This is a genomic window from Methylobacterium komagatae, assembly GCF_042661665.1.
GTDB lineage: Bacteria > Pseudomonadota > Alphaproteobacteria > Rhizobiales > Beijerinckiaceae > Methylobacterium > Methylobacterium komagatae.
Window position 1 is genome coordinate 4,035,001 of record NZ_JBHSWN010000001.1, and the last position, 23,175, is coordinate 4,058,175.

Here is a 23,175-nt window from a genome sequence, read left to right on the forward strand (position 1 = left end):
GATTAGGAAAACTATCTAAATCATTTTATCAGAGAGTCAGTTCGGTAAGTTATATGCCGTTGGGATTTTGTATCTCTGTCAGGGAGTTGAGGCCAATTCCGGTATCCGACTCTGCGCGGAGGCGTATCGGGCTCTGCGCGGGTGCGTATGGGAGTCTGCGCGAGACCTGCGCCGTGACGCATGGGATTCTGCGTGGTTGCGTATGCGATTCAGCGCGGAAATCGAGGGAAGGGTGTGAAGTCCGGGGACAAACGGGCGTATCGAACTCTGCGTGCGCTTCGGAACGACCGCCCGCACTCCCCCCTCGCCCCACCGACGGTGGAGCCTGACACCGTGGATTGCCGGGACAAGTCCGACAGAGCCACGCCCTGCGAGGGCGAATCGTGCCATGCCCTCAGGATGGCCTGTTCCGTCCGGGCGGCCTTGGCGTGGGCATGGGGTTCGATGGGGATCGAGGAGACGATCGCAGAGATCCGCGATCCCGACCTCCTGGCCGAATTGGAAGCGGCCAGGGGCGGCTTCCTGTTCGCGCAGATCGTCGCCCACCTGCACCACCGGCAACGGGAGCGGAACGAAGCCCGCGCGGTGCGGGGGCAGGAGGAGGCGCGCCGGGCCGAGCTGTCACGGGACCAGCGGCGGCGGGATGCCGTGCGCCTCGTCATCGAGAACGAGCCCGCGCTGCCGGAGAACCTCCAGCACATCCATTCCGTTCTCGCCCTGTGCGGCCTGCCCTATCGCGATCCGGGAGCGATGCGGGAATTCTCCCGCACCTACGGGCGCAACTCTCTCAATCTCATCGCCGGGCGCCTGAAGGACCCGACGACGGGCGCCTTCGAGCCGCAGGGCCTGCCCTATGGGCCGAAGGCCCGGTTGATGCTGCTGCATCTCTGCACCGAGGCCGTGCGCCAGCGCAGCGCCGTGGTGCAGGTGGCCGATACGCTCTCTGGATTTATGCGCGAGATGGGCTTCGCCGTGACCGGGGGCGAGCGCGGCACGATCCGGCAGTTCAAGGAGCAGCTGAACCGGCTTGCCGCCTGCACCATGCAGATCGGCCTGTGGGACGGGCGCGACAGCGCCACGACCCTCAATGTGCCGCCGTTCCGGAGCCTGGAATTGTGGCGCCCCCGCTCCGGCGAGGGGGAAGAGGCCTTGGACGGCGCGCGCACCGTGCGGTTCGATCAGGAATTCTACGAGACGCTGATCCGGCACGCCCTGCCGGTCGACATGCGGGCGGCCAAGGCGTTTTCCGGGTCGGCCCGCAAGCTCGATCTCCTGTTCTGGCTCGGCTACCGCCTGCGCGCCCTTCCCCGCCCCCTGCGGCTCACCTGGAACAACCTGCACCAGCAATTCGGGGCGGAGAACGCGTCGATCCGCAGCTTCCGGCAGGGTTTCAAGGCCGACCTCGCCCACCTGCAGGAGGTGTTCCCGAAGCTGCCGGCAAGCCTGGATGAGAACGGCCTCGTTCTCTCACCCGCCGATGAGACCGCCTTGCTCGTTCCCCCACGGAAGGGAATGAAGAGAAAAGCAGGCGGGCATCGCACGGAAGATATGGAATAAGAATACGGAACAAACATTATTCCGTTGCAGTGTGCAGGATCGCCCCATATTCCATTGAAGGAATTGATGCGGTAGGAACGGAATGGGCCTTTCGGAACATGAAGCGGAAGAGAGGCTGGCGCAGTTGCGCCGTCAGCGGGAAGCCCTCGACCGGGAGATCGCGGATCTCGTTCTCTATCTGGAACTCGGGCGGCGGCTGAAGGCGGGGGCCCCCCGGCCCGCGACGCCCGATCCCCTGCCGGTGGCGGATCACCTTGCGCCTGCGCCCGACCCCTGGCCCACCCCTTGGCCCGAACCCGAGGCGGTGCCGACCTTCGCCAGCCCCCCGCCCCGCCCTAGGCGGCCGAGTGCACCGGAACCGGTGGCCTTCGCGGAGGACCCGACCGGCGCGCGCCGCTACGGACGCGCCCTGATCGAGGCGGCCTGCGCGATTCTGGCGGCGGCGGGGCAGCCGCTCCATGCCAGGGACATTCATGACGGGCTGATCGCGCGGGGCTTCGCCATTCCGGGGCGCGACCCGGTGGCGGCTCTCAACACGCGGCTCTGGAAACGCTCGGGTGAAGGCGGCCCCCTGCGCCGCCATGGCGACGCCGTCTACGGCTTGGCAGAGGAATAGGGGGTTTCGAAAGGGCAAGCCCTTTTGCGGGTGCAGGGCGGAGCCCTGTGGAACCCCGTCAGTTGCTCGCGACATCGGCGCTGTCGCCGGTGCCGCCAATCTTGCCGTCGCTGCCGAGCGAGTAGACCTCGTAGGGCGAGCCGCCGAGGCCGGGTGAGCGGTAGAGGTAGGGGTGGCCCCAGGGGTCCACGAGGCCGCGGGCGTCGCGGACATAGGGACCGCGCCAAGCAGGGCCGGTGGGCTGCACCAGGGCCTGGAGACCCTGATCGGGGCTCGGGTAGCCGCCGAGATCGAGATAGTAGAGCTCTACCGCCTGGGCGATGTTCTTCACTTGGATGCGGGCGGTCTCGCCCTTGGCGCGGCCGAGATAGCCGAGCACCTGCGGCGTCACCATGGTCGCGATCATACCGATGATCGCCAGCACGACGAGCAGTTCCACCAGGGAGAAGCCCGCCTCCCCGGGCTCACGCGCGTCCGCATCGTCGCGGCGCCCGATCGCGTATTCGTCCATTCCCCCGCTCCGACAGTGATACTGACTACAGACCGGCAGGATGAAGGGTAGTTCTAAAGATTTCGCTGGCGGACTTTGGACCGTTCGACGGTTTTCGGCCTAGGACGGAGGCAGGGTTTTTGCCTTTGTTAACGCGATCCTGCGACAGAAACGGTTCTGTCCCGTGGGGAGAGGCTCGAAGGGGCCGACAGAGACGATGCCCGCTGCCCGCACGAGCCTCCTTCCTGTGATCGGCGCGGGCCTGATCCTCGGTCTCCTCGGGGCTGCCGCCCCCGCCTTCGCGGCACAGTCCCCGGCCGAGGCGCTGACCCTCGCGCTGCCGGGGTCGCTGCCACCGGTGCGGGTGCTCACCCTGCTGGTGGGGCTGCATCTCGTCGGTCTGTGCTTCGGCCTCGGCGGGGCGACGATGCTCGATTTCTGGATCCTGCGCTGGATGCGCTGGGGCGGGTTGCCACCGGAGATCGCACGGATCTTCCTGTTCGTCAGCAAGGTCTGCAGCGTGGGTCTCGTCCTGCTCTGGATCTCGGGTCTCGGCTTCCTGGCGGTCTATGCGGCGGAATCGCCCGAGAAGTTCCAGAACCCGAAGCTCTGGGCGAAGATCACCGTGGTGGGGGTGCTCACCCTGAACGGGCTCGTCATCCACAGTGCGGTCCTGCCCGGCGTCCTGCGCGATGTCGGGCGCCCGATGCTCGACGGCATCTCCGGCGCGCGCACGGGCATCTTCCTCGTCTCCGGCGCGGTCTCCGGGGTCTCGTGGTACACCGCCTTCGCCCTCGGGCTGATGCGCGAGTTGAACGGCACCGTCGCCTATTCGACGCTGATCGGCCTGTGGCTCCTGGGGGTCGCGGCCGCATCCTTCGGCGCCTACACCCTATGGCTGCACCTGCGCGAATGGAGCGCCTTCCGCCGGGGCAAGGCCGAGGGCGCCGCCGTCCTGGATGCCGAACCCCGCATTCCGCCGAGCCAGTTCGTGCGGATCCGTGCCGCCGCCAGCTGAGACCCCGTGGCGGATGCGATGACCGGCGACCTCTTCCCGCTCGTGCTCGTTCTGGCGCCGCTGCCGCTGACCGTGCCCATGGCCGTCATCGACCTGCGGCGGCGGATCATCCCGGACGGGCTGAACCTCGCCCTGCTGGCCACCGGTCTCGCGCTGACAGCGTGGCGTGATCCCGATGCGCTCGACGTCTCGATGCGCTGCGCGGAGGCGGCCCTCGCCTTCGGCTTCGGCTGGGGAGTCAGGGCGCTCCATGCCCGTCTGCGCGGCCGGATCGGCCTCGGTCTGGGGGATGTGAAGTTTCTCGGCGCTGCCACGGCCTGGACCGGCCTTCCGCAAGTACCGCTGCTGATCCTCGTCGCCAGCCTCGCGGCGCTCCTGGCCATCGGCCTCGCCGCGCTCTCCGGCCGCCGGGTCGGGGCCACGACGCGCCTGCCCTTCGGGCCGTTCCTGGCCCTGGGGCTGCACGTGGCGCTGGCCTTGGGGGCCGCCGCCTAGGGCATCGATCCGGACGGAGGCGTCAGCCTGGTCTGGAAAAAATGGATGGAGAAACAGCGGTCCCGTGCGCGTTCGCGTGGACGGAGTGAACGCATCGAAGAGCCAGGCGACCGGCGGCGGCTGGACGAGTTCGGCGATCGATCGCACCTCCCGCGTCCTCTCGGGGCGGTGGGCCGGGTCAGCGCCCCGGCCCGCCACCGGCGTCGCCCGGTCAGGCGGCGCGAACGGTCGCAAGGAAGCGCTCGACTTCCGCGCCGAGATGTTCCGATTGCCGCGACAGTTCGGAGGCCGCCGAGAGCACTTGGCTGGCCGCCGCGCCGGTTTCCTCCGAGGCCTGGGCCACGCCCGCGATGGTCCCGGTCACCTCCGAGGTGCCGATCGCGGCCTGCGAGACGTTGCGCACGATCTCCTGGGTCGCGGCGCCCTGCTGCTCGACGGCCGCTGCGATGCTGGTGGCGACGGTGTCGATCTCGCGGATGCGGTGCGCGATGCCGCTGATGGCCGAGACCGCCTGATCCGTCACGCCCTGGATCTCGCCGATCTGGCTGGCGATCTCCTGCGTGGCGCGGGCCGTCTGCTCGGCCAGGGCCTTCACTTCGGTCGCCACCACCGCGAAGCCCTTGCCGGCCGCCCCGGCGCGCGCCGCCTCGATGGTCGCGTTGAGGGCCAGGAGGTTGGTCTGGCCCGCGATGCCGGAGATCAGGCCGACCATCTCGCCGATCCGGGTCGAGGTCGTCTTCAGGACCTGCACGAGCTGGGCGGTCTGGGCGGCCTCGCCGACGGCCGCCTGGGCCAAGGTCGCCGAACCCTGTACCTGCCGACCGATCTCCTGAACCGAGGAGCCTAGTTCCTCGGCCGCCGCCGCGACGGTGTTGACGTTGGACGAGGCCTCCTCGGCGGCGGCCGCCACGGTGGTCGACTGGCTGGCCGTGCCGGCGGCGGTCGCGGTCATCTGCTGTGCCGTCGCCTGGAGTTCGGTCGCCGACGACGAGACCATGCCGATGATGCCGCCGACCGCAGCCTCGAACCCGTCCGCCATCTGGCGCATGCCGAGCTTGCGCTGCTCCTCGGCGGCGAGCCGCGCCTGCACCGTCTCCTCCTCCAGCGCCCGCATGCGGATCAACCCGTCCTTGAACACTTGCACGGCATCCGCGATCTGCCCGATCTCCGTCCCGGCGCCCTGATGCGGGATGGTCACGGTGAGGTCGCCGGCCGCCAGGGACTGCATGGGGCTCACCACCGAGCCGATCCCCCGCGAGATGCCCAGGATGATCGTGGCCGCCAGCGCGATCGCCAGGATGGCGGCGGTCAGGCCGGCGCCGATCAGCGTCAGGCGCGTCCGTTCGTAGACCTCGCGGCCCTGGAGCTCGGCCTGCCGGGCTCCGTCCTGGTTGAGCTGGATGATCTGATCGAGCGCGATCGACGCGTTCCGGCGCGGCGTGACGCTGGTGGACCCGTAGAGCCGGAGGGCCTCCGCCTTCTCGCCCTTGCGGGACAGGACGAGGATGCCGTCGACGGTTCCCAGGAAGACCCGCCACTCGCGGGAGAACGTGTCGTAGAGGGCCCGCTCCTCGGGTGAGCTCGATCAGACCCTCGTAGGCTTTCGCGATCGTGTCGATCTTCCGCGCACGGTCGACAAGATCGCCATCGATGCCGGCCATCATCTTGGGGTCGTCCGTCAGGATGTGCCGCAAGAGGCTCGTCGTGTAGCGGCCCGTGAGCGCATCGGCCTGGCCTGCGGTCCGCATGCTCGGCAGCCAGTTCGTCTCGACGTCGATGAGCAGGCCGTTGATCCTGAAGGCGCTCCACAGGCCGACCGCGGTAAGGCCACCGAGGAACAGGAGCAGCACCGCGAAGGCGGCGATCAGCTTGGTGCGGATGGAGAGGGATTGGAGCGACACGACCGGCCTCGGGACGGTGCCGACAATCCGGGAGTGTTTGCGGCAGCCGGTTCTTAAGCTGCCGGGAAAAAGTTAATAGTATTCGAAAAATGTGATATGGTTGAATACTTTATATGCAACACGTCTTCGTTGCATTTCCGGCTGTTGCGGTGATTCTTTCCATCAAGTCCGGTTGTGTCCTCCGCCCGCTTCGAACCGAGTGGGCCGGGCTCCCTCATTGGGCCAGCTGCCCGACGCTCAGGATCGCGCCCATCACCGAGATGATCAGCCCCCCGATCAACGCGCCGATGGCGACGGTGACGAGGGGGGTGAACAGGGCGAGCATCCCGTCGATGCGCTGGCGGGTCTGGGTTTCGTGCATGTCGGCGGCGTGGCCCAGCACGCTGCCCAGCCGGTTCACCTGCTCGCCGCTGGCGATGAGGTTGATGGTGGAGGGGGCGTAGGGGCGAAGGCGCGCGAGGCCCGAGGCGAGGCTGCCGCCTTCCACGAGCCGCTGCCCGGCCTCGTCCAGGGCGAGGCGGAACAGCCGGTTTCCCGCAAGCGGTTTCGTGGCGGCGACCGCATCCGGCACCGGCACCTGGGCCTGGAGCAGGGTGGCGAGCACCCGGCAGATCCGGCCCATCTCGATGCCGACCACTACTTCGCGCACCAGGGGCAGGCGCAGGGCGAGGGAAGAGCGCGCCCGCGCGAAGCCCGGCCTTGGCCAGAGCCGCGCAAGGAGCACGAGGGCGAGCACGCTCCCGCCCGTCAGGATCGGCCACCAGGCGGAGACGAAGGCCCCGAACGCCCCGGCGGCGCGGATCGCGAAGGGCGGGGCCTGGCCGCTCCCCTCGAACATCGGTGCGAGCGCAGGCACCAGCACACCGACGATCATCGCCACGGTGCCGATCGCCATCAGGATGAGAAGGCTCGGGTAGATCATCGCGGAGGTCAGGTGGCGGCGTACCGCGTCCCGCCGCTCCACGGAGACGGTCAGCGAGGCGATCACGTCGGTGAGCGTGCCGGTCGCCTCGCCCGCGCGGATGATATCGGCCATGTCCGACGGGAAGGCCTGCCGGTGGGCCGCCATGGCTCGCGACAGGGAGGCCCCGCCCACCACACGTTCGAGCAGGTCGGCGAGAACGGGTTGCAGGGCCTTCGAGGCCTGACGCTCGGTGAGACGCAGCGCCCGGTCGACGGTGAGGCCTGCGCCGAGCAGCGTCCCGAATTCCCGCAGGAAGGCGACGCGGGCGGCGTCGTTCACCCGGTCGCGACCGAACAGATCGCGCTTCCAGAAGGCGTCCGGCCCTGCGGCGGCGGGCTCGATGGCGAAGACCCGCAGGCCTTCGCCCTGCAATTGCGCCACCGCCCGCTGGCGGGTCTGCGCTTCCACCTGGCCCGAGCGCGTGCGCCCGTCGGCGGAATAGGCCCGGTAGGCGAAGCGACCCATCAGCCGAGACCTTCGAGCACGCGGCCGACCTCGTCGAGGCTCGTCCGCCCGGACAGGACGAGGGCCCGCCCGCTCTCGGAGAGCGAGACCATGCCCTCCGCGCGCGCGCGGTCGGCGATGGCCCGCTCCCCGGCGCGGTCGGCGATCATCCCGCGCAGGGCTCCGTCGAGGAGCATCACCTCGGAGGCGACCATGCGGCCCCGGTAGCCGGTGCCGTTGCAGGCGGGGCAACCGCAGGGCCGCCGCAGGGTGAAGGGCGTGCCGGGGGGCAGCCCGAGGGCGATCCGGTCCCGCTCCGTGCCGGGCACGGTCTCGGCGCAGTCGTCGCAGAGGCGGCGCACGAGGCGCTGGGCGACGACGCCGTTGAGCGTCGCGGCGATCAGGTAGGGCTCGACGCCCATGTCCATCAGGCGCGTCACGGCGGCGGCGGCCGAGTTGGTGTGGAGCGTCGAGACCACGAGGTGGCCGGTCAGCGAGGCCTGTACGGCAATCCGCGCAGTCTCGCCGTCGCGGATCTCGCCGACCATCACCACGTCCGGGTCCTGGCGCAGGATCGAGCGCAGCGCGGCGGCGAAGTCGAGGCCGATGCCGGGATGGGCCTGCACTTGGTTCACCCCCGCCATCCGGTACTCCACCGGATCCTCGACGGTGACGACCTTGAGATGGGGGCCGTTGAGGCGCTTCAGCGCCGCGTAGAGGGTGGTGGTCTTGCCCGATCCGGTGGGGCCCGTGACGAGGACGAGACCGTTCGGCCGCGCGGTCATGGCCGCGATCCGGGCGATGGAGGGGGCATCGAAGCCGAGCCCGGAAAAATCCTCGACCCGGCGGGAGCCGTCGAGCACGCGCAGGACCACGCTCTCGCCATGGGCGGTCGGCAGGGTCGAGACGCGGATATCGACCTCCTGGCCCCGGTCGGGGGCCTTCATGCGGCCGTCCTGCGGCAGGCGCCGCTCCGCGATGTTCAGCCCGGCCTGGATCTTGATGCGCGTGGTCAGGGCGAGCTGCACGGATTTCGCCAGCCGCTCGGCTTCGATCAGCACGCCGTCGACGCGGTATCGCACCCGCATGTCGGCCTCCTCGGCCTCCAGGTGGATGTCCGAGGCCGAGAGTTCGAACGCCTTGCGCACGAGGCGGGCGGCGAGCCGCACGATGGGCGCTTGGCTCGCCACGTCCTGCAGGCGGGTGAGGTCGTCGTCGGGCGCGCCGTCGTCGTCCTGCGGGGCATCGCCGTAGACCGCCCGGTGCGTCCGCTCGAAATGCCCCGGCCCGACGAGGACGCGCACCACGCGCCGGTCGGCCAGATGCTCCAGGGCCGGCGCGATCTCGGGGTCGAATGGATCGACCACCGCCACGGTGAGGCTGTCCGCATCCGCCGCCACCGGCAGGGCACGGGCGCGGGCGCAGTAATCGGCGCCGATCGAGTCCGGCAGGACGGGGGAGGCCGGGATCTCCTCCGGCGCCAGGATCGGCAGGCCCGTCGCCTCGGAGAGGGCGGTGACGAGCGTCGCCTCGTGGACGAGGCCGAGTTCCACCAGCAGCACGGGCAGCGTGCGCCGTCCCGGCAGGTCGAGGGCGGCGAGCGCCCGCTCGTGTCCCGCCGCATCCAGCACCTCTCGTTCCGCGAGGAAGGCGATGAAGTCCCGCGCGTCGTCGCGGGGACCGCGCCTGTCGCCGCGACGGTCGGGCTGGGAGCGGAGCGGGCGGCTCTTGGCAGCCCAGATGTTCAGCATCACCCGGTGGTCCCGTGTCGCTCTGTTCCGTCCGCACACCATCGCAAAGCGAGCGAATGCAGATGAGGCATCCTTAAAGGGTTGGAAATACCGGAGGCTTAACGAAGGCTGACGCGGGAAATCGGAGTTTGACCGTGAACGTCATATCCGCCGTTCCGTCCGCTATCCGCCTCTGGCTGGCCGGAGCCCGGACGGCGCGGCTGCGGCAGATTCTTGATTCGGCGGTGCACCTGTCGGGCTTCACCGAGCCGAGGGCCGATCGGATCCAGACCGCCCTGACGATGCGCCTCGGCGCACCGGGCGACGAGACCGTGACGCTGACCGAGCGGAGCGCGGACGAGACGCGCACCTACCGCTTCAGGACCGGGGAGGGCGACCTCGCGGAACGCCTCGCCGCGGTGGCGGGCGGGCGCGGCGGCCTGCGGGTGAAAGTGCTCCTCCACCCCGCTGCCTGCTTCGTCCGCAGCCTCGACCTGCCGAGCGCCTCCCTGCCGCGCATGCGCGCCCTGCTGGCAGAAGAACTGGAGGCGGCGACGCCCTTCCGCGCGGGCGGCGTCTACAGCGACTGGTTCGTGGAGGGCGAGGACGTGGCCGCGCGGACCCTGCGGGTGCGCCACGTGGTGATCAAGAAGACCCGCCTCGATCCGGTGCTCGACGCCCTGGCGCAGGCCGGGCTCCCCGCCGGGCCGGTGGCGGTGGGCCGCGCCGAGGACCAGACCATGCCGGTCGATCTCCTGAGCCACGGCCACCGGGTGCTGCCCGCCCTGACCGGCGCGCGATCGGGCGACGCCGCCCTGTGGCTCGGCGCGGGGCTTCTGCTGGCCGTGGCCTTCTGGGGCTGGCGCGCGCATCAGGACGCGACGCTCGCGTCCCTCGACCAAGCCTTCACGGCGGCACGCCATGCGGCCGGAACCGGCATGGCGCCGCCGGTCCAGGCCGGTCTCGCGGCGATCCTGGCGGGCCGCGCCCCGCCGCTCGCCCCCACCTGGGACGCGCTGTCCGCCGCCCTGCCGGAGGGCGTGTCCGCGGCGGCCCTCCATCTCGACGCCACGGGGGCGCTCATGACCCTCATCGTCAAGGACGAGGCGGGGGCCCTGGCCGCCCTCGGCCGCCTGCCCGGCTTCGGGCCGCCCGTCCTCCAGACCGCGCTGGACGAGCCCGGCGGGATGCGCCGCCTCGTCCTGCATCTGCCGCGCCCCGGCCGGGGAGGCCGCCCGTGATGCGGTTGCCGGATCTGGCCCTGAGGCCCCTGCTCGTCCGCCTCGTGGGGTTCGGGGCGCTCCTGGCCCTCGGGGCGGGGGCTGTCTCCGCCTCCCTCGACGCCTCGGCCGACATCGCGATCGCCCGCGACCGCCTGGACCGGGCGCAGGCGCGGGCCGCCCGGCCCGATGCCGTCCCGCCGCTCACGGGGACGGACGGCGAGTCCCTGCTCGCGGCCTTCCGCGCCCGCCTCGACGCCCTCGCGGCGGACAGGGCGGTGGTGATCGACACGACGGGCCTTGATCCCGATCCGTCCCGGCCGGACCTGCCGCGCCTGCACGGCTCCCTTCACGGCACCGCCGAGGGTCTGCACGGGTTCGTCCAGGCCCTGGAGACCGGCACGCCCCTCGTCGTTCTGGAACAGGCCGATCTCGGCATCGACCGCCCGGCCGATGCCGAGATCGGACGTCCGACGATCATGCGCCTCGTCCTGACCGCGCGCGGGGTCGTCCTGCCGCCGCCCGCGCCCCGGAGGACTCCGTGAGTTCCCTGACACGGATGCTAACCGCAAGTGGATGGGGGGCGCGCGGCGTCTTCCTTCTGGCGGGTCTCGCCGTCGTGGCCGTGCAGGCCCTGCCGGGAGAGGATTTCGCGCCCGTGACGCGAGCCTTGCCCGCCACTCCCGTATCCGGGGGGCGGCCGAAGGCGCCGCCGTGCAGCGGCCCCTTTTCGACCCCGGGCGCCGGGCCTGGACCGCCCAGGGCAGTCGCGACCTGATTCAGCGGCCCGATCCGGCCGCGCCCGTGCTGGTGGTGCGCGGCATCCGCCTCGACGGAGGCGAGGCCCGCACCTTCATCGATGACGGCAGCGGTGATCGCACTTGGCTCGCCACGGGCGAGGGACGGGGCGATTGGCGCATCGCCGCCATCGCGCCGGAGCGGGTGACGGTCTCGCAGCGCGGGGTGTCCTATCAGGCCGAGTTCCTCGGGGCTCCGGCGACGCTTCGCCCGGCGCCCTTCGCGGACGCGCCGGTCGCGTTGCGGCGGTAGCGCAGGGCGCTGCCCTGCACCCGCGAAAGGGCTCGCCCCTTCGAAACCCCGTATCTGCTAATCGATCATCCGGCGGAGCACGCCCTCCGTGCCGGGCATCGGCATGGCCATGGGCGGAGGTGGGGGGACCGGGCGGACGGGCATCATCGCCCGGAATTGCTGCCGGAAGTCATCCGCGATCCGGTCGGCCTCGGCGACGCCACGGATCACCTTCGGGCGGATGAAGACGATCAGTTCCGTGCGAACCCGCTGGTCGGCGCGGTTGCGGAAGGCGGTGCCGATGATCGGCAGATCGCCCAGGATCGGGAAGCTCTCGTTCGAGAGCTGCGACTTCTCCTGCACGAGGCCGCCCAGGGCGAGGCTGTGCCCATCATGCACTGCCACGCTCGTCGCCACCCGGCGCTGGCGGATGGTCGGGGAGTTAATCGTGGAGGTGGTGGTCGGCACCACGTCGCTCACCTCTTGGTTGATGTCGAGCACCACGAGGCCGTTCTTGTTCACCCGCGGCGTCACCGAGAGGATGACGCCGGTATCCTTCAATTCGATCTGGTTGAGGATCGGCGCGCCCGCCGCGAGGGCGCTTTGCCCGCTCTGCTTCACGATCGGCACCTGATCGCCGATCTGCAATTTGGCCGTGCGGTTGTCGAGCACGGTGATGTTGGGCGAAGACAGGACATGCACGGTGGTGATGCCCTGAAGGGCATTGAGCACCACGTTGAAGTTCGTCGCGCTCATCAGATAGTTGAAGCCCGGCACGCCCCGCGTCGCCGCGCTAATCAGGGCGGCGGTGCCGCTGACCGCCGTGCCGGTGGGCGTCACCGGCAGGGCCGAGTTGCTGAGGCCCGCCGTGGCGCTGGTGGCGAGGTTCAGCCGGTCGCCCCGGTTCTGCAGGAACCATTGCACCCCGAACTGCAGCTGGTCGTTCAGCGTCACCTCGGCGATGACGGTTTCCAGCAGCACCTGCGTCGGCATCGCGTCGAGGCGCCCGAGGATGCGCAGGATCTTGTCGTACTGGTTGCGGGTGGCCGAGATGACGAGGCTATTGTTGGTCTCGTCGGCGACGATGCCGATCATGTCCCGGCGGGGCATCCCGCTGGCCATGCCTCCTGCCATGCCCCCTGCCATGCCCCCTGCCGAGCCTCCCGCCACGCCGTAGCCCGCATCGGCGCCATAGCCGCCCCCCGCGCCGCCGTAGCCGCCTCCGAATCCCCCGCCCTGCGCGCCCGGCTGGTAGCCGCCCGCCCCGCCGAGGGGCGCCGTCGCGGCGAGGCTGCCCGGTCCTGACGGCTGGCCGCTCGCGCCGTATCCGCCGGGGCCGCCTCCGAGTGTCCCCTGGCCGTTCCCGAATCCGCCGGCTCCGGTGCCGGGATCGCCCCCGAAACCGGAGGTGCCGAACCCGGCGCCGATGCCCGAGCCCTCCGCGCCGAACCCGCCTGCACCGAGCCCGCCCGCGCCGGACCCGCCCCCGGCGGTGATGTTCACGCTCGTGCCGGTCTCGGCGGCGGCGACGCCCTGCAGGACGGCGGCGAGTTCCTTCGCCGAGCGGTTCTGGATCCGGTAGACGAAGAGTTGCCGCTCGCGGTCGGCGGCCAGCATCTCCAGTTCGGAGAGCCAGACGCGGGCGCGATCGAGATAGGCCGCCCGCGACGTCACCACGAGCACCGCGCTCAGAGCCTCGTTGGGGACGAAGCGGATGACGTCGCCGGTGCCCGCCGCCTCGCCGCCGAAGATCTGGGTGAGGTCGCGGGCGATGGCCCGCGGGTTCGAGCTGCGCACCGGCAGCATCGCCGTCGACATGCCGCGCATCCAGTCGACGTCGAACACTTCGATCGTCTGGCGCAGGATACGGATCTGGCCCGCGTCGCCGTTCAGGATCAGCACGTTGCGCGCCCGGTCGGCCCGCAGCACCACGTCGCGCGGGGCGACGGAGGCCAGGATCGCCTGCATCTCGGCGGCGGAGATCCAGCGCAGGGGCACCACGACGGCCCCCGCCTCGGCCCCGGCGCCGCGCACGGGTTGGAGCGTGTTGCCCCCCGCCGCCACGATCTGCGCCGTCCGGCCCCGGCGCCGCAGGGCGAGGCCCCGGCTCGACAGGGCCGCCTCGAACATCGAGAGCAGGGTGGCGCGGTTCACCGGGCCGCCGGTCTGAAGGGTGAGGGTGCCGTTCGGATCGGCGTCGAGGGTGTAGCCCCAGCCGAGGGTGTCGGTGAGCACCGCCTTGGCCGCGACCGTCAGCGGGACATCGACGAGGTTGAGGTTCACGGTCCCGGCGGGGATGGGCTCCTGCACGGCGGTGTCGCTGCCCACGAGCCGGTCCGTCCCCCGGACGATCACACCCCCGGACCCGCCGCGCAGGTCCGTGCCGCCGGGGAGGTCCGAGAGGGGTTCGGCAGCCGGTGCTGCGGTGGCCGCCACGCACAGGATTGCCGCGCCGAAGATCTGTGCGCGACCCTTCATACCACCTGTGGTCCCCGTGACGGCGTGTCGTTCAGGGCTACAGGGCTAAAGATTTATGGTTAATAAACCATTTAATTGCAATCTATGCGTGTTCAAACAGCGTCATCGGGAGGTGGGAAATACGAACCAACTCTTGCTGAAAGTAAGAGTGTCGACTTCAGGAAGAGTTCTTCGATTCACACGTCGGGGACGCGGTATAGGAGCAGTGAGGATCCTCACCGCTCCTTCCAGGCCTTGGCGATCTGATCGGTGAGGGGCTTCGTCAGGTAGGAGAGGACCGAGCGGTCGCCGATCTGCATGTAGGCCTCCACCGGCATGCCGGGGACGAGGCGCAGGGCGCCCAGGGCTTCCTTCGCGCTCGGGTCCAGGCGGATGCGGGCGGTGTAGAAGGTCTGGCCGGTCTTGGGGTCCTGGCTCACGTCGGCGGAGACGCGCATCACCTCACCCGCGACCTCGGGCGTGGTGCGCAGGTTGAAGGCCGAGAAGCGCAGCATCGCCGTCTGGCCGGTGCGGACGTTGTCGATGTCCTGCGGCTGGACCCGCACCTCCACGAGGAGCCGATCGGCCTGAGGCACGATCAGCATGGCGGGCTCGTTGGGCGTGACGAGGCCGCCCACCGTGTGGACGCTCAATTGATGGACGATGCCGTCCTGGGGCGCGCGCATGTCGATGCGCATCAGCTGGTCCTGCGCCGCGACGCGCTTCTCCACGAATTCCGACCACTTGCCGCGGATTTCGGCGAGGTCCTTGCCGACCTCGGTGCGCATCTCCCGGTCGATCTGGATGATCTGCAACTCGGTCTCGGCGATCTTGCCGCGCGAGGAGGCGGTGGCGGCGATGAGCTGGCCGCGCTCGCCCTCGAGCCGCGCCGCGTCGCGCTCCAGACCCGTCACCCGCGAGAGCGGCACGAGGTTCTTGGCGAAGAGGTCGCGCACGCCGACCAGTTCCTGCTGGATCAGTGCGATCTCGCGGTTCTTGGCCTCCGTCTGCTGGCCGAGGCCCAGGATCTCCTGGCGCAGCTGCGCGATCCGCTCGGTCAGCTGTGCCTTCTGGCCTTCCCGGGCCGCGACGCGCGATTGGAACAGGCGGGTCTCGCTCTCCATCAGGTGCGCGACGGCGCGGCTCGTCCCGGCGCGGTCCGCGAGGTCCGGGGGAAGGCGATGGCGGCCGTCCCGTCGCGCTCGGCCTCGTCGCGGGCGCGGCGGGCGGACAATTCATCGAGGGCGCTCAGGACGATCTCGAGGTTGGTGCGGATCTGCGTCCCGTCGAGGCGCAACAGCACGTCCCCGGCATGGACGCGGCTACCCTCGCGCACGAGGATCTCGCCGATCACGCCGCCCGTCGGGTGCTGGACCTTCTTCACGTCGGATTCGACCACGAGCTGGCCGGGGGCGATCACGGCCGCCGAGAAATGGGTGAGCGCGGCCCAGCCCCCGATGCCCGGCACCAGCACGAGGCCGAGGCCGAGCGCCGCCAGGAGATGGCGGCGGATCGAGGGCAGGGCGAGGGAGGGCGGCGGGGCGAGGGGCGTGTCGAAGGAGCCGAGGGCGGGCAGGCTGGAATGGCTCATCACGCGCTCTCACGCAGGGTTGCGACGGCGGGTGCGGGGGCGGATGTCGGCGCCTGCGACGGACGCAGGACGTGCCGCAGCACCTCTTCCTTGGGGCCGAAGGCCTGGACCCGCCCGTCCGACAGGACGAGCACCAGGTCGAGGGCGGCGAGCGCGCTCGGCCGGTGGGCGATCACCACGCAGATGCCGCCCCGGCGGCGCACGCCGAGGATCGCCTCGGTGAGGGCGGCCTCGCCCTCCGCATCGAGGTTGGAATTCGGCTCGTCGAGGATCACGAGGAAGGGGTCGCCGTACAGGGCGCGGGCGAGGCCGATGCGCTGGCGTTGCCCGGCGGAGAGGCCCGTGCCGTTCTCGCCGATGCGCGTGTCGTAGCCCTCGGGCAGGCGCAGGATCAGTTCGTGGACACAGGCCGCCCGCGCCGCCGCGATGGCCTTGGCGGGATCCGCCCCGTCCTCGAACCGGGCGATGTTCTCCGCGACCGTGCCGGGGAACAGCTCCACCTCCTGCGGGAGATAGCCGAGATGCGGTCCCAGGGTCTCGCTCGACCATTGGTCGAGGGCCGCTCCGTCGATGCGGACTTGCCCATGCGCGGGCGGCCAGATGCCGACCAGGGCGCGGGCAAGGGAGGACTTCCCCGAAGCGCTCGGGCCGATCATGCCGAGCCCCTGTCCGGCCGAGAGGGCGAAGGTCGCGTCCTGCACCGTAGGCTTGCGACCGCCGGGCGGGACGACGGCGAGCCGTTCCACCGTCAGGCTGCGGCTGGGGGCGGGCAGGGCATGCGGCCGGGGCGCCTCGGGCAGGCGGCCGAACAGGTCGGACAGGCGGCGCCAGCTCAGGCGGGCAGCGGCGAAGCCCTTCCAGTGGGCGATGGCGAGTTCGGCGGGGGCGAGGGCGCGCGAGACGAGGATGGACGAGGCGATGATGATGCCGCCCGTCGCCTCGTTGTGGATCACCAGCCACGCCCCGAGAGCCAGGACGCCGGATTGCAGGGCGGTGCGGAACGTCTTCGACAGGGCGCCGTAGCCGCCCACGACATCGGCCGTACGCTGCTGCGCGAGACCGTAGGTCCGGTTGACGTGCGCCCAGCGCAGGCCGAGGCGGCCTTGCATGCCCAGGGCCGCCAGCACCTCGGCATTGCGGCGGGAGACCTCCGCGAGGCCGCTGCGCTGCTGGGCCGTCACCGCCGACTGGACGGTGGGCTTGCGGGTCGCCCGGTCGGTGAGGAGCGTCACCGCCACCAGCACCAGCATCCCGACGATGGTCGCCACGCCGATGAGCGGATGGAACAGGAAGCAGATGGCGAGGTAGACCGGCATCCACGGCAGATCGAACAGGGCCGAGGGGCCGCCGCCGGTGAGGAAAGCGCGCACCTGATCGAGGTCGCGCACCGCCACCAGCCCATCCTGCCCGAGCCCGCCCTTCAGGGGCGCGCGCACCGTCACGTCGAAGACGCGCGCGCTCAAAGCCTCGTCCAGCGCCATGCCGACGCGCACCAGCACCCGGGTGCGGATCGCTTCCAGCACGCCTTGGATGGCGTAGAGCATGAGGGCGAGCACGCAGAGGCCGACCAGCGTCGGCACCGAGCGGCTCGGGATCACCCGGTCGTAGACTTCCAGCATGAAGAACGAGCCGGTGAGATAGAGCACGTTCACCAAGGCGCTCATGCAGGCCACGCCGATGAAGGCGAGCCGGCACCGTTCGAGGGCCGAGGCGAGCGTGGGGGAAGTGCCTGTCGTCGCCGCCATGATCCGCTCGGGGTGCCGCCGTGATCGCTAGGCCCCCTCGCTCATCCGGGACGAGGAAGGAGGCTCCGTTCCAGCAAGGTGTCGCGCCCTCGGGGCCGAATCACAGTGGCTTCAGCGAGGAAGGCGTTCGCGTTCAAAGGTTTGTTCGCACTGGCGAGGCTGTCCCACCGCGTGCGAATCAGGACCATGAGGGCCAAGCGTTAACAATGTTTAACGCGGATTCCAGCACCTGGGAGGCATCGGCTCGGCGAGGCCGAAGGGCTCACGCAAAAGTTTTCAACTGCAGCGGGTGCGATCGAGGGCAGAATCTTTTCCGGCCGGGGCCCTGACGCCGAAACGCCCGCTAACACCCGGAAAGGGCGGCGGGACGCTGGATCATTGCAGTGCAACAAAGGTTTCCAGAAGGCTTATGGCTAAGTTATAAAAGGCGCAAATGCTTGGTGAATATAGTCCTCGTTTCACTTACCCCCAAAAGGGTTCCATGCTGAAGGACGAAAAAAGCAGGCAAAATCACCCAAGTCGCGTCTTGAATTGTGCAACGCAATCTGGCATTCGAAACTTAATATCCAGTTAAAAATCAACGGCGCCACCCCGTGTCATTGAGGGACGCAGAATGCTGCTTTCTAACCTGCCCCTTCCTGCGCTGCGCTCCCGCAAGGTCGCGTCCGGCCTGCAGGCCGAGGGCCGGTACGGTCACCAGCGCATCCATGACAGGGCGATGAAGCGCCTGTTCGATCTGAGCGTCGCGATGGCGATGCTGTTCCTGCTTCTGCCGCTCTTCGCGTTCGTCGCCCTCGCGGTCTGGGCCGTGGACCGGGGCTCACCGTTCTACAGCCATCGCCGCCTCGGCCGCGACGGCAAGACCTTCGGATGCCTGAAGTTCCGCTCCATGCGGATGAACGGCGACGAGATCCTCGTGCGGTACCTGTCCGAGAATCCCACGGCCCAGGCCGAGTGGGCGCAGAGCCGCAAGCTCAAGAAGGATCCGCGCATCACCGCGATCGGGCATCTGCTGCGCAAGACCAGCCTGGACGAGCTTCCGCAGCTCATCAACGTGATCCGCGGCGAGATGAGCCTCGTCGGGCCGCGCCCGATCGTTGAGGCCGAGGTCGAGAAGTACGGCGATGCCGCCGACGCCTACTTTGCCGTACGTCCGGGCCTGACCGGTGCGTGGCAGATTAGCGGGCGGTCCGACACGACCTATGCCGAGCGTGTCCGTCTCGACCGGCAGTATGTGGAATCGCGTAGCTTCGCGGGCGACATCGTCATCATCCTGCGCACCGTGCCGGCGGTCTTCCTGGTCAAGGGTTCGTACTGAACGGGGCAGGGATCATCCCGCCCAGGCTCCCGCCTGGCCGCCACCGATCTCGATCGAGATGAACAAGACGACACACGTCGTCGTCCGGTGAAAAGCGGCAAAAGCGGTCCACCCGTCACGCACAATGAAGCTTGTCCCGTCAAACCGATGCGGCTTGACGACAGGTTTCGTTTCTAATTCGCAAAAATGTATTTCTTTCTGCCTTCCTCTGGGAGATAAGTCGCTCACGTAGGGATTGTTCACCGACAGGGCGCAGGGTGCGCCTCCGGAATAAGTGAGGCGCCAAGGTTTTGCGGCAAGCCCGTGAAGGGGTTGCGGCGAGCCTGGGACGCCGAGACAAGCCGGGGAACGACGGGCCGGGACTCGGAGAGGACCGATGGAGACGACGGGCGTTCTGGCACTCTTCGGTGTGTTCGGTGTCGTGTGCGGCCTCTACGTGTCGGTCGTCGGTTTCGCGGTGACCGCCCTTGCCTTCGCCCTGCTCCTGACTCTCGTCGCGCACGCCGTCGGCGGTGTCCTCGACGGCTGGATGCCCGGCCTGGCCTTCCTCGCCATGCAGGTCGGCTATTTTCTCTGCCTCGTCGGTACCGCGCTCGCGATTCATGTCCGTGGCCTGCCGAAGGATACGCGCCGGCCCACGCGCCGCCTCCACATCAACCACGAGTGACCGGCGGCTCCCTCACGGGAGCGGCAGCACCGCCATCCGTCCGTTGTCGTCCACGGCGGCGGCCAGGAGATTGTCCGGCGTGCAGGGGCCGGCGGGGATGCGCACGCGGTATCCGATCCGCCGCTTGCCCACGCCTTCGAAGCCGGGTTGGCCGGCGAGGTCCCTGCGCAGGCGGCGCGGCCGCTCCAGACTCTCGAGCCGCCCGCCGCAGAACAGGGCGAGTTGCATCGCCCGGCCCGGCTTCGCCGGATCGAACGCATAGGCCCCCACCAGCCTTTCGTTCCCCGGCAGGGGCTCAATGGACTCGACCCGCGCCTTGACGGAGGAGGGCAGGGCGAGACCGCGCCCGGCCAGCGCGGCCTCGGCCGCCTCGCGCGTGGTCCAGGAGGCGGCGGGCAGGCTCGCGATCGCGTGGCGCGCGCGGCTCTCGGCCCAATCGTGCTGTGCCGTCTCTACGCTGCCCCAGAGGGCGCAGCCCACGAAGAGGCTGAGGAAGGCGATGGTGGCGCGCTTGCCCGCTGCGGGGCTCAGGGCGTCGATCCGCCCACGCAGGCGGCGGTACAGGGCAACGTCGAGGGGGCCGAGGAGGGCGGTGGCGGTCAGCGCGCCCGCGATGCAGACCGCGCCGTAGGCGAGGCCCGACCAATGCGGCGGGCAGGCCCAGTTCGCGAGCATCAGGACCGGCGGATGGGCGAGATAGAGGACGTAGCTCCAATCCCCCAGGGCGATCAGCCCCCGCGCCGCCGGGCTCCGGCGCCCGATGGCCGGGGCGGTGACGGCGGCACCCACGAGCAGCACCGCCGCGATACCGCCGAGCCAGCGCGCGGCGGGCGCATCGACGAAGAAGCAGGCCCCCGCGAAGGGCAGGGCGAGAAGCGCCGTCGCGGGCCGGATCCAGCCCGCCGCGATCAGCCGCGGCAGCAGCAGCCCCATGGCGAAGGGCACGCAGGAGGCCGTGACCGGCACCAGATAGAGGGGTGGCGGCATCATGTTGCGGCTGCCGGGCGGCAGCAGCGGGAAGGCCACGGCCATCAGGACGAGCCACCCGGCGGCCACCGGCACGAGGCGCCGGGCCTGCCCGAGGGAGGCGAGCAGGAACAACCCGATATAGAAGGTCACCTCCAGGACGAGGGTCCATTCCACGTTGAGCGGCCAGCGCGGGGCCCCACCGGTGCCAGGGACAAAGCCAGCACCGAGAGTCCGCCGAATTCCAGGCCCAGGGCCGCGTACAGGACGGCGAACAGGCCGACCACCGCGAAGTAGGTGGGAAAGATGCGGCTCACCCGGTGCGCCAGGAACACCATCGGCGGATCGCGGGTGACGAGCCGCGCCATCAGGAATCCGGACAGGGCGAAGAAGATCGCCACGCCCCACACGCCCATCAGCTGGTCGAGGGCCGCGAAGGGTCTGTCCGCCCCCCGCAAGATCTGCCCATAGATCGCCACGTGGTGGATGAGGACGAGACCCGCCGCGAGCGCCCGCAGGAGTTGCAGGTTCGTGAGCTCTCCGGCCGCCCGGGCGATGCCCACCTGCCCCGGAGCCGGGATGGCTTCGGGCACGGTTCTGGGGATGTCCCGGCTCAGGCGGATCGGCATCGCTGACATCTCGAGCGTCGAAGCGCGCCGTGGTGCCGGCGAACGCGGACCTCTCGAAAGATCGAGAAACGTGGCCAGTCTATGTCGGGATCGGTCGACGTCCGAAACAGCTCAGCTTGAACCTCTCAGCACCGACATGTCGTCTCTTGTGCATCGCCACGATAGAGACAAGTCATTGTCGTGTTGCGACAATCAATCGCGGATCAGCAGAAGATAAGCTTGGGCATAGTCCAAGCATAAGGCCAGACAAATAGTGCAGCGGAATTTCATCGGCAGGAACGTCGTCGGCTCTGCACGGTTGGCCTGACACGCCACCGAGGAGACCACCATGACGGCCAAGCCGCCCCCCGTCCCGCCCGCGAACCAATCCGACAAGGGCCCCGGAAGCGCGACCGCCGCGCCGCTTTCACAAGGCCAGGGCGGAGCCCAGGTCCAGAACCCGGACAAGGTCGGCCAAGCGGGCAATTCGAAGGTGAACACGACCCATCAGGGCCACCAGCAGGATCGGTGATGAGCACCTCTCAGAAGAATCCCGCCGCCGACCGCCACCATGGCGGTCCCGGCAGCAGCCATCAGGACGCATCGAAGCCTGCCCACGAGGAGCGGAGCGGACCCGCGCCCGGCAGCCCCACGAACGATTCGAAGTCTCACGTCTCCGGCGGCGGAGGCGAGCGCGACAGTCACCACACCCACGGGGGCAAGGGCCGCGCGCCCGACCGCACGGACCGGTCCCACTGACCCCACCGCTCCATTGGAGAGACCGCCACATGGCCAAAGCCAACAAGCACACGTTTGGATCGGGCGCGCAGGGCAAGGGCTCGGGTACCGGCGCGATGACCGAGTTGCCGGACGGAATCCTGCCCGAGAACATGGTGCTGAGTAATCGCGACAAGTCTCAGCACAGCGACCAGCGTGGCCTGGACAGCAAGAACGTCCAGACCGAACAGTACCAGGACCACGTGGCCAACCGCCGGATCGACGATCCGGGCTCTCCGGACGAGGCCAATACGAGCGGGCTGGCGAGCCCGTCGATGGGAGCGTCCGGCGAGGACAGCAGCCTCAAGACGCAGCGGGAGGGCTGAGGCCCGCTCAGATCCCGACGCGTCCGATCCCCGGCAGCTTGAGGCCGGGGCGCCGGATGTCGAATCCGGCTACTGCGCCGAGGAGGTTCACCTCGACCCCCTCGACCCAGCCTACGGTGAGCCCGAGATAGCCGCCGAGGTTCAGGCGGAGACCGGTGCGGGACGGGGTGAGCCCGATCCAGCGCCCGTCATAGGGAAAATCCTTCCCGATCGCCGTGGCGGGCAGGCTCGCCTCCATCTCCGGCACGGCGCTCATCACCGCCGCCACGAAGGTGTTGGAGTTCGGCCCCGGCCAGAGGCGGTAATCGCCGATCTCGGCATAGCGATAGGTGGCGATGGTCTCGCGTATCCGTGGCAGCATCCGTTCCGCCTCCGGACCGTCGGCGGCGAAGATCACCTCCGGCAGGCTGCCGAACCAGCGCCCGTCCGGCACGAAGCGGTCGACCCAGATCGGCTGGCCCCAGGCCGTGTAGTCGAAGCGCTGATAGGCGCGCTCGCCCGCTCCCTTCACGACGATCCAGCTATGGGTAGCGACGATGCCGCGCCAACTCACCGTGCGCGCGGAGAACACGCGGACGACCGCCTCGGGATTGCGTGCGGCGGGCGGCAGCAGGCCCGCGCTCGACCGGTCGGCCGAACGCCAATCCGCGATCTCGTTGAACCAGTAATAGCGCGCGGCCGAGACGGCGATCGGTGCGAGGAAGACGACGACGAAGACGAGGAGGGCGGTGCGAAACAAGGGCGATCGATCCGGACGACGTGACAGCCCGGATCTATGGGTTCGGTCCGCTTCCGTGCAGGGGCATGCGACGTCCTCACACGAAGACGAGGACGAGCCCCAGGATCAGCACGACCGCGAGGCCCGCCAACAGGACCACGCGGGTGACGTCGTCTCCCTCCGCCTCGCCCGCTTTCGCTTGCGCCGGAGCGGCGGGAGGGGCCGTCTCCCGCAACCGGGCCTCGCTCGCGGCCGTCGCGGTCGTCTGCGGGACGCCGGGATCGGGCAGTGGAAGGGTCAGCCGGGGCAGGGGGCCGGTTTCGGCGCGCGGGCCGAAGGCGTCCGGCTCGACGCTGATCCCCGCCTCCTCCAGTTCGAGCATCACGAGGACGAGGGCATCGACATCCAGTGCATCCACCGGAAGGGCCGCCTGCAATTCGCTCGCGGTGAGTTCGCCGCGCACCCGCCCCAGGGCGATGAGCCGGTCGAGGGTCGCGCGGTCGATCGTGCCTGTCATGAGAACTTACCGTCCCGTCCG

The 23,175-nt window shown here is 69.8% G+C and carries 21 protein-coding genes and 2 pseudogenes; 12 read left to right on the top strand and 11 right to left on the bottom strand.

Annotated elements, in window-relative coordinates; all coding sequences use genetic code 11:
* The first annotated feature begins 444 nt into the window (after positions 1–444).
* Positions 445–1,557 (top strand): replication protein RepA, encoded by a 1,113-nt coding sequence (locus tag ACFQE0_RS20055; protein WP_378975596.1) that lies wholly within the window; start codon positions 445–447, stop codon positions 1,555–1,557.
* An 82-nt stretch (positions 1,558–1,639) separates the two neighbouring features.
* Entirely contained in the window at positions 1,640–2,173 is a 534-nt protein-coding gene (locus tag ACFQE0_RS20060; protein ID WP_378972789.1) for a hypothetical protein, read from the top strand.
* A gap of 58 nt (positions 2,174–2,231) precedes the next feature.
* Here ACFQE0_RS20060 and gspG read toward each other — a convergent pair whose 3' ends face one another.
* Entirely contained in the window at positions 2,232–2,684 is a 453-nt protein-coding gene (gspG, locus tag ACFQE0_RS20065) for a type II secretion system major pseudopilin GspG (RefSeq protein ID WP_378972792.1), read from the bottom strand.
* A gap of 196 nt (positions 2,685–2,880) precedes the next feature.
* On the opposite strand from gspG, the gene ACFQE0_RS20070 reads away from it, so the two are divergent.
* Together ACFQE0_RS20070 and ACFQE0_RS20075 are read left to right on the top strand one after the other, a co-directional pair.
* Positions 2,881–3,681 (top strand): hypothetical protein, encoded by an 801-nt coding sequence (locus ACFQE0_RS20070; RefSeq protein WP_378972794.1) that lies wholly within the window; start codon positions 2,881–2,883, stop codon positions 3,679–3,681.
* 18 nt (positions 3,682–3,699) lie between these two features.
* The gene (locus ACFQE0_RS20075; protein WP_378972797.1) at positions 3,700–4,176 is read left to right on the top strand and encodes a prepilin peptidase; all 477 of its coding nucleotides are present in this window, start codon (positions 3,700–3,702) and stop codon (positions 4,174–4,176) included.
* Positions 4,177–4,387: 211 nt separating this feature from the next.
* Here the strand turns inward: ACFQE0_RS20075 and ACFQE0_RS20080 are convergent.
* The 3 genes and pseudogenes from ACFQE0_RS20080 to ACFQE0_RS20090 form a co-directional block, all read right to left on the bottom strand.
* A pseudogene (locus ACFQE0_RS20080) lies at positions 4,388–6,077 on the bottom strand (methyl-accepting chemotaxis protein).
* A gap of 214 nt (positions 6,078–6,291) precedes the next feature.
* Positions 6,292–7,506, bottom strand: coding sequence for a type II secretion system F family protein (locus ACFQE0_RS20085; protein WP_378972799.1), 1,215 nt, complete (start codon positions 7,504–7,506; stop codon positions 6,292–6,294).
* A complete protein-coding gene (locus ACFQE0_RS20090; protein ID WP_378972801.1) occupies positions 7,506–9,236 on the bottom strand; it encodes a GspE/PulE family protein in 1,731 nt (576 codons plus the stop codon). The genes ACFQE0_RS20085 and ACFQE0_RS20090 overlap by 1 nt, the downstream gene beginning before the upstream one ends.
* 134 nt (positions 9,237–9,370) lie before the next feature.
* On the opposite strand from ACFQE0_RS20090, the gene ACFQE0_RS20095 reads away from it, so the two are divergent.
* The 3 genes from ACFQE0_RS20095 to ACFQE0_RS20105 all read left to right on the top strand — a co-directional run bounded on the left by ACFQE0_RS20095 (position 9,371) and on the right by ACFQE0_RS20105 (position 11,485).
* Positions 9,371–10,456 (top strand): hypothetical protein, encoded by a 1,086-nt coding sequence (locus ACFQE0_RS20095; RefSeq protein ID WP_378972803.1) that lies wholly within the window; start codon positions 9,371–9,373, stop codon positions 10,454–10,456.
* Entirely contained in the window at positions 10,453–10,980 is a 528-nt protein-coding gene (locus tag ACFQE0_RS20100) for a hypothetical protein (protein WP_378972805.1), read from the top strand. The genes ACFQE0_RS20095 and ACFQE0_RS20100 overlap by 4 nt, the downstream gene beginning before the upstream one ends.
* 169 nt (positions 10,981–11,149) lie before the next feature.
* On the top strand, positions 11,150–11,485 hold the full coding sequence (locus ACFQE0_RS20105; protein WP_378972808.1) for a hypothetical protein: 336 nt from the start codon (positions 11,150–11,152) through the stop codon (positions 11,483–11,485).
* Between the two features lie 57 nt (positions 11,486–11,542).
* Here ACFQE0_RS20105 and gspD read toward each other — a convergent pair whose 3' ends face one another.
* From gspD to ACFQE0_RS20120, 3 genes and pseudogenes are all read right to left on the bottom strand, one after another.
* The gene (gspD, locus tag ACFQE0_RS20110) at positions 11,543–13,942 is read right to left on the bottom strand and encodes a type II secretion system secretin GspD (RefSeq protein WP_378972811.1); all 2,400 of its coding nucleotides are present in this window, start codon (positions 13,940–13,942) and stop codon (positions 11,543–11,545) included.
* Positions 13,943–14,157: 215 nt separating this feature from the next.
* Positions 14,158–15,512 (bottom strand): annotated as a pseudogene (locus ACFQE0_RS20115) (HlyD family type I secretion periplasmic adaptor subunit).
* Positions 15,512–17,257 carry a type I secretion system permease/ATPase gene (locus ACFQE0_RS20120; protein WP_378972813.1) on the bottom strand — a complete coding sequence of 582 codons (1,746 nt, stop codon included), beginning with the start codon at positions 17,255–17,257 and terminating at the stop codon, positions 15,512–15,514. Before ACFQE0_RS20120 ends, ACFQE0_RS20115 begins: the two are co-directional and overlap by 1 nt.
* A 613-nt stretch (positions 17,258–17,870) precedes the next feature.
* On the opposite strand from ACFQE0_RS20120, the gene ACFQE0_RS20125 reads away from it, so the two are divergent.
* Together ACFQE0_RS20125 and ACFQE0_RS20130 are read left to right on the top strand one after the other, a co-directional pair.
* Positions 17,871–18,575 (top strand): sugar transferase, encoded by a 705-nt coding sequence (locus ACFQE0_RS20125; RefSeq protein WP_378972816.1) that lies wholly within the window; start codon positions 17,871–17,873, stop codon positions 18,573–18,575.
* 376 nt (positions 18,576–18,951) lie between these two features.
* Positions 18,952–19,242 (top strand): hypothetical protein, encoded by a 291-nt coding sequence (locus ACFQE0_RS20130; protein ID WP_378972818.1) that lies wholly within the window; start codon positions 18,952–18,954, stop codon positions 19,240–19,242.
* A 12-nt stretch (positions 19,243–19,254) separates the two neighbouring features.
* Here ACFQE0_RS20130 and ACFQE0_RS20135 read toward each other — a convergent pair whose 3' ends face one another.
* Together ACFQE0_RS20135 and ACFQE0_RS20140 are read right to left on the bottom strand one after the other, a co-directional pair.
* A complete protein-coding gene (locus ACFQE0_RS20135; RefSeq protein ID WP_378972820.1) occupies positions 19,255–20,385 on the bottom strand; it encodes an acyltransferase family protein in 1,131 nt (376 codons plus the stop codon).
* Positions 20,358–20,837 (bottom strand): acyltransferase family protein, encoded by a 480-nt coding sequence (locus ACFQE0_RS20140; RefSeq protein ID WP_378972822.1) that lies wholly within the window; start codon positions 20,835–20,837, stop codon positions 20,358–20,360. The genes ACFQE0_RS20135 and ACFQE0_RS20140 overlap by 28 nt, the downstream gene beginning before the upstream one ends.
* 328 nt (positions 20,838–21,165) lie before the next feature.
* Here ACFQE0_RS20140 and ACFQE0_RS20145 point away from each other — a divergent pair, with 328 nt between their 5' ends.
* The 3 genes from ACFQE0_RS20145 to ACFQE0_RS20155 are packed head-to-tail and all read left to right on the top strand — an operon-like array spanning position 21,166 to position 21,919.
* Entirely contained in the window at positions 21,166–21,348 is a 183-nt protein-coding gene (locus ACFQE0_RS20145) for a hypothetical protein (protein ID WP_378972825.1), read from the top strand.
* Positions 21,348–21,575 carry a hypothetical protein gene (locus tag ACFQE0_RS20150; RefSeq protein WP_378972828.1) on the top strand — a complete coding sequence of 76 codons (228 nt, stop codon included), beginning with the start codon at positions 21,348–21,350 and terminating at the stop codon, positions 21,573–21,575. The genes ACFQE0_RS20145 and ACFQE0_RS20150 overlap by 1 nt, the downstream gene beginning before the upstream one ends.
* 29 nt (positions 21,576–21,604) lie before the next feature.
* A complete protein-coding gene (locus ACFQE0_RS20155) occupies positions 21,605–21,919 on the top strand; it encodes a hypothetical protein (protein WP_378972830.1) in 315 nt (104 codons plus the stop codon).
* A gap of 7 nt (positions 21,920–21,926) precedes the next feature.
* Here the strand turns inward: ACFQE0_RS20155 and ACFQE0_RS20160 are convergent, their stop codons facing one another.
* Positions 21,927–22,658: a DUF3750 domain-containing protein gene (locus ACFQE0_RS20160; protein WP_378972833.1), complete on the bottom strand. Its 732-nt coding sequence runs from the start codon at positions 22,656–22,658 to the stop codon at positions 21,927–21,929.
* A gap of 76 nt (positions 22,659–22,734) precedes the next feature.
* Complete coding sequence (locus tag ACFQE0_RS20165) at positions 22,735–23,154, bottom strand: RNA polymerase sigma factor region1.1 domain-containing protein (RefSeq protein ID WP_378972835.1); 420 nt, start codon at positions 23,152–23,154, stop codon at positions 22,735–22,737.
* Between the last annotated feature and the right edge of the window lie 21 nt (positions 23,155–23,175).

What these genes read in the sequence shown, in the direction of transcription:
- ACFQE0_RS20055 (WP_378975596.1), top strand. Translation starts at nt 445, where the DNA reads ATGGGGATCGAGGAGACGATCGCAGAGATCCGCGATCCCGACCTCCTG.
- ACFQE0_RS20060 (WP_378972789.1), top strand. Translation starts at nt 1,640, where the DNA reads ATGGGCCTTTCGGAACATGAAGCGGAAGAGAGGCTGGCGCAGTTGCGC.
- gspG (WP_378972792.1), bottom strand. Translation starts at nt 2,684, where the DNA reads ATGGACGAATACGCGATCGGGCGCCGCGACGATGCGGACGCGCGTGAG.
- ACFQE0_RS20070 (WP_378972794.1), top strand. Translation starts at nt 2,881, where the DNA reads ATGCCCGCTGCCCGCACGAGCCTCCTTCCTGTGATCGGCGCGGGCCTG.
- ACFQE0_RS20075 (WP_378972797.1), top strand. Translation starts at nt 3,700, where the DNA reads ATGACCGGCGACCTCTTCCCGCTCGTGCTCGTTCTGGCGCCGCTGCCG.
- ACFQE0_RS20085 (WP_378972799.1), bottom strand. Translation starts at nt 7,506, where the DNA reads ATGGGTCGCTTCGCCTACCGGGCCTATTCCGCCGACGGGCGCACGCGC.
- ACFQE0_RS20090 (WP_378972801.1), bottom strand. Translation starts at nt 9,236, where the DNA reads ATGCTGAACATCTGGGCTGCCAAGAGCCGCCCGCTCCGCTCCCAGCCC.
- gspD (WP_378972811.1), bottom strand. Translation starts at nt 13,942, where the DNA reads ATGAAGGGTCGCGCACAGATCTTCGGCGCGGCAATCCTGTGCGTGGCG.
- ACFQE0_RS20120 (WP_378972813.1), bottom strand. Translation starts at nt 17,257, where the DNA reads ATGGCGGCGACGACAGGCACTTCCCCCACGCTCGCCTCGGCCCTCGAA.
- ACFQE0_RS20125 (WP_378972816.1), top strand. Translation starts at nt 17,871, where the DNA reads ATGCTGCTTTCTAACCTGCCCCTTCCTGCGCTGCGCTCCCGCAAGGTC.
- ACFQE0_RS20130 (WP_378972818.1), top strand. Translation starts at nt 18,952, where the DNA reads ATGGAGACGACGGGCGTTCTGGCACTCTTCGGTGTGTTCGGTGTCGTG.
- ACFQE0_RS20140 (WP_378972822.1), bottom strand. Translation starts at nt 20,837, where the DNA reads ATGCCGATCCGCCTGAGCCGGGACATCCCCAGAACCGTGCCCGAAGCC.
- ACFQE0_RS20145 (WP_378972825.1), top strand. Translation starts at nt 21,166, where the DNA reads ATGACGGCCAAGCCGCCCCCCGTCCCGCCCGCGAACCAATCCGACAAG.
- ACFQE0_RS20150 (WP_378972828.1), top strand. Translation starts at nt 21,348, where the DNA reads ATGAGCACCTCTCAGAAGAATCCCGCCGCCGACCGCCACCATGGCGGT.
- ACFQE0_RS20155 (WP_378972830.1), top strand. Translation starts at nt 21,605, where the DNA reads ATGGCCAAAGCCAACAAGCACACGTTTGGATCGGGCGCGCAGGGCAAG.
- ACFQE0_RS20165 (WP_378972835.1), bottom strand. Translation starts at nt 23,154, where the DNA reads ATGACAGGCACGATCGACCGCGCGACCCTCGACCGGCTCATCGCCCTG.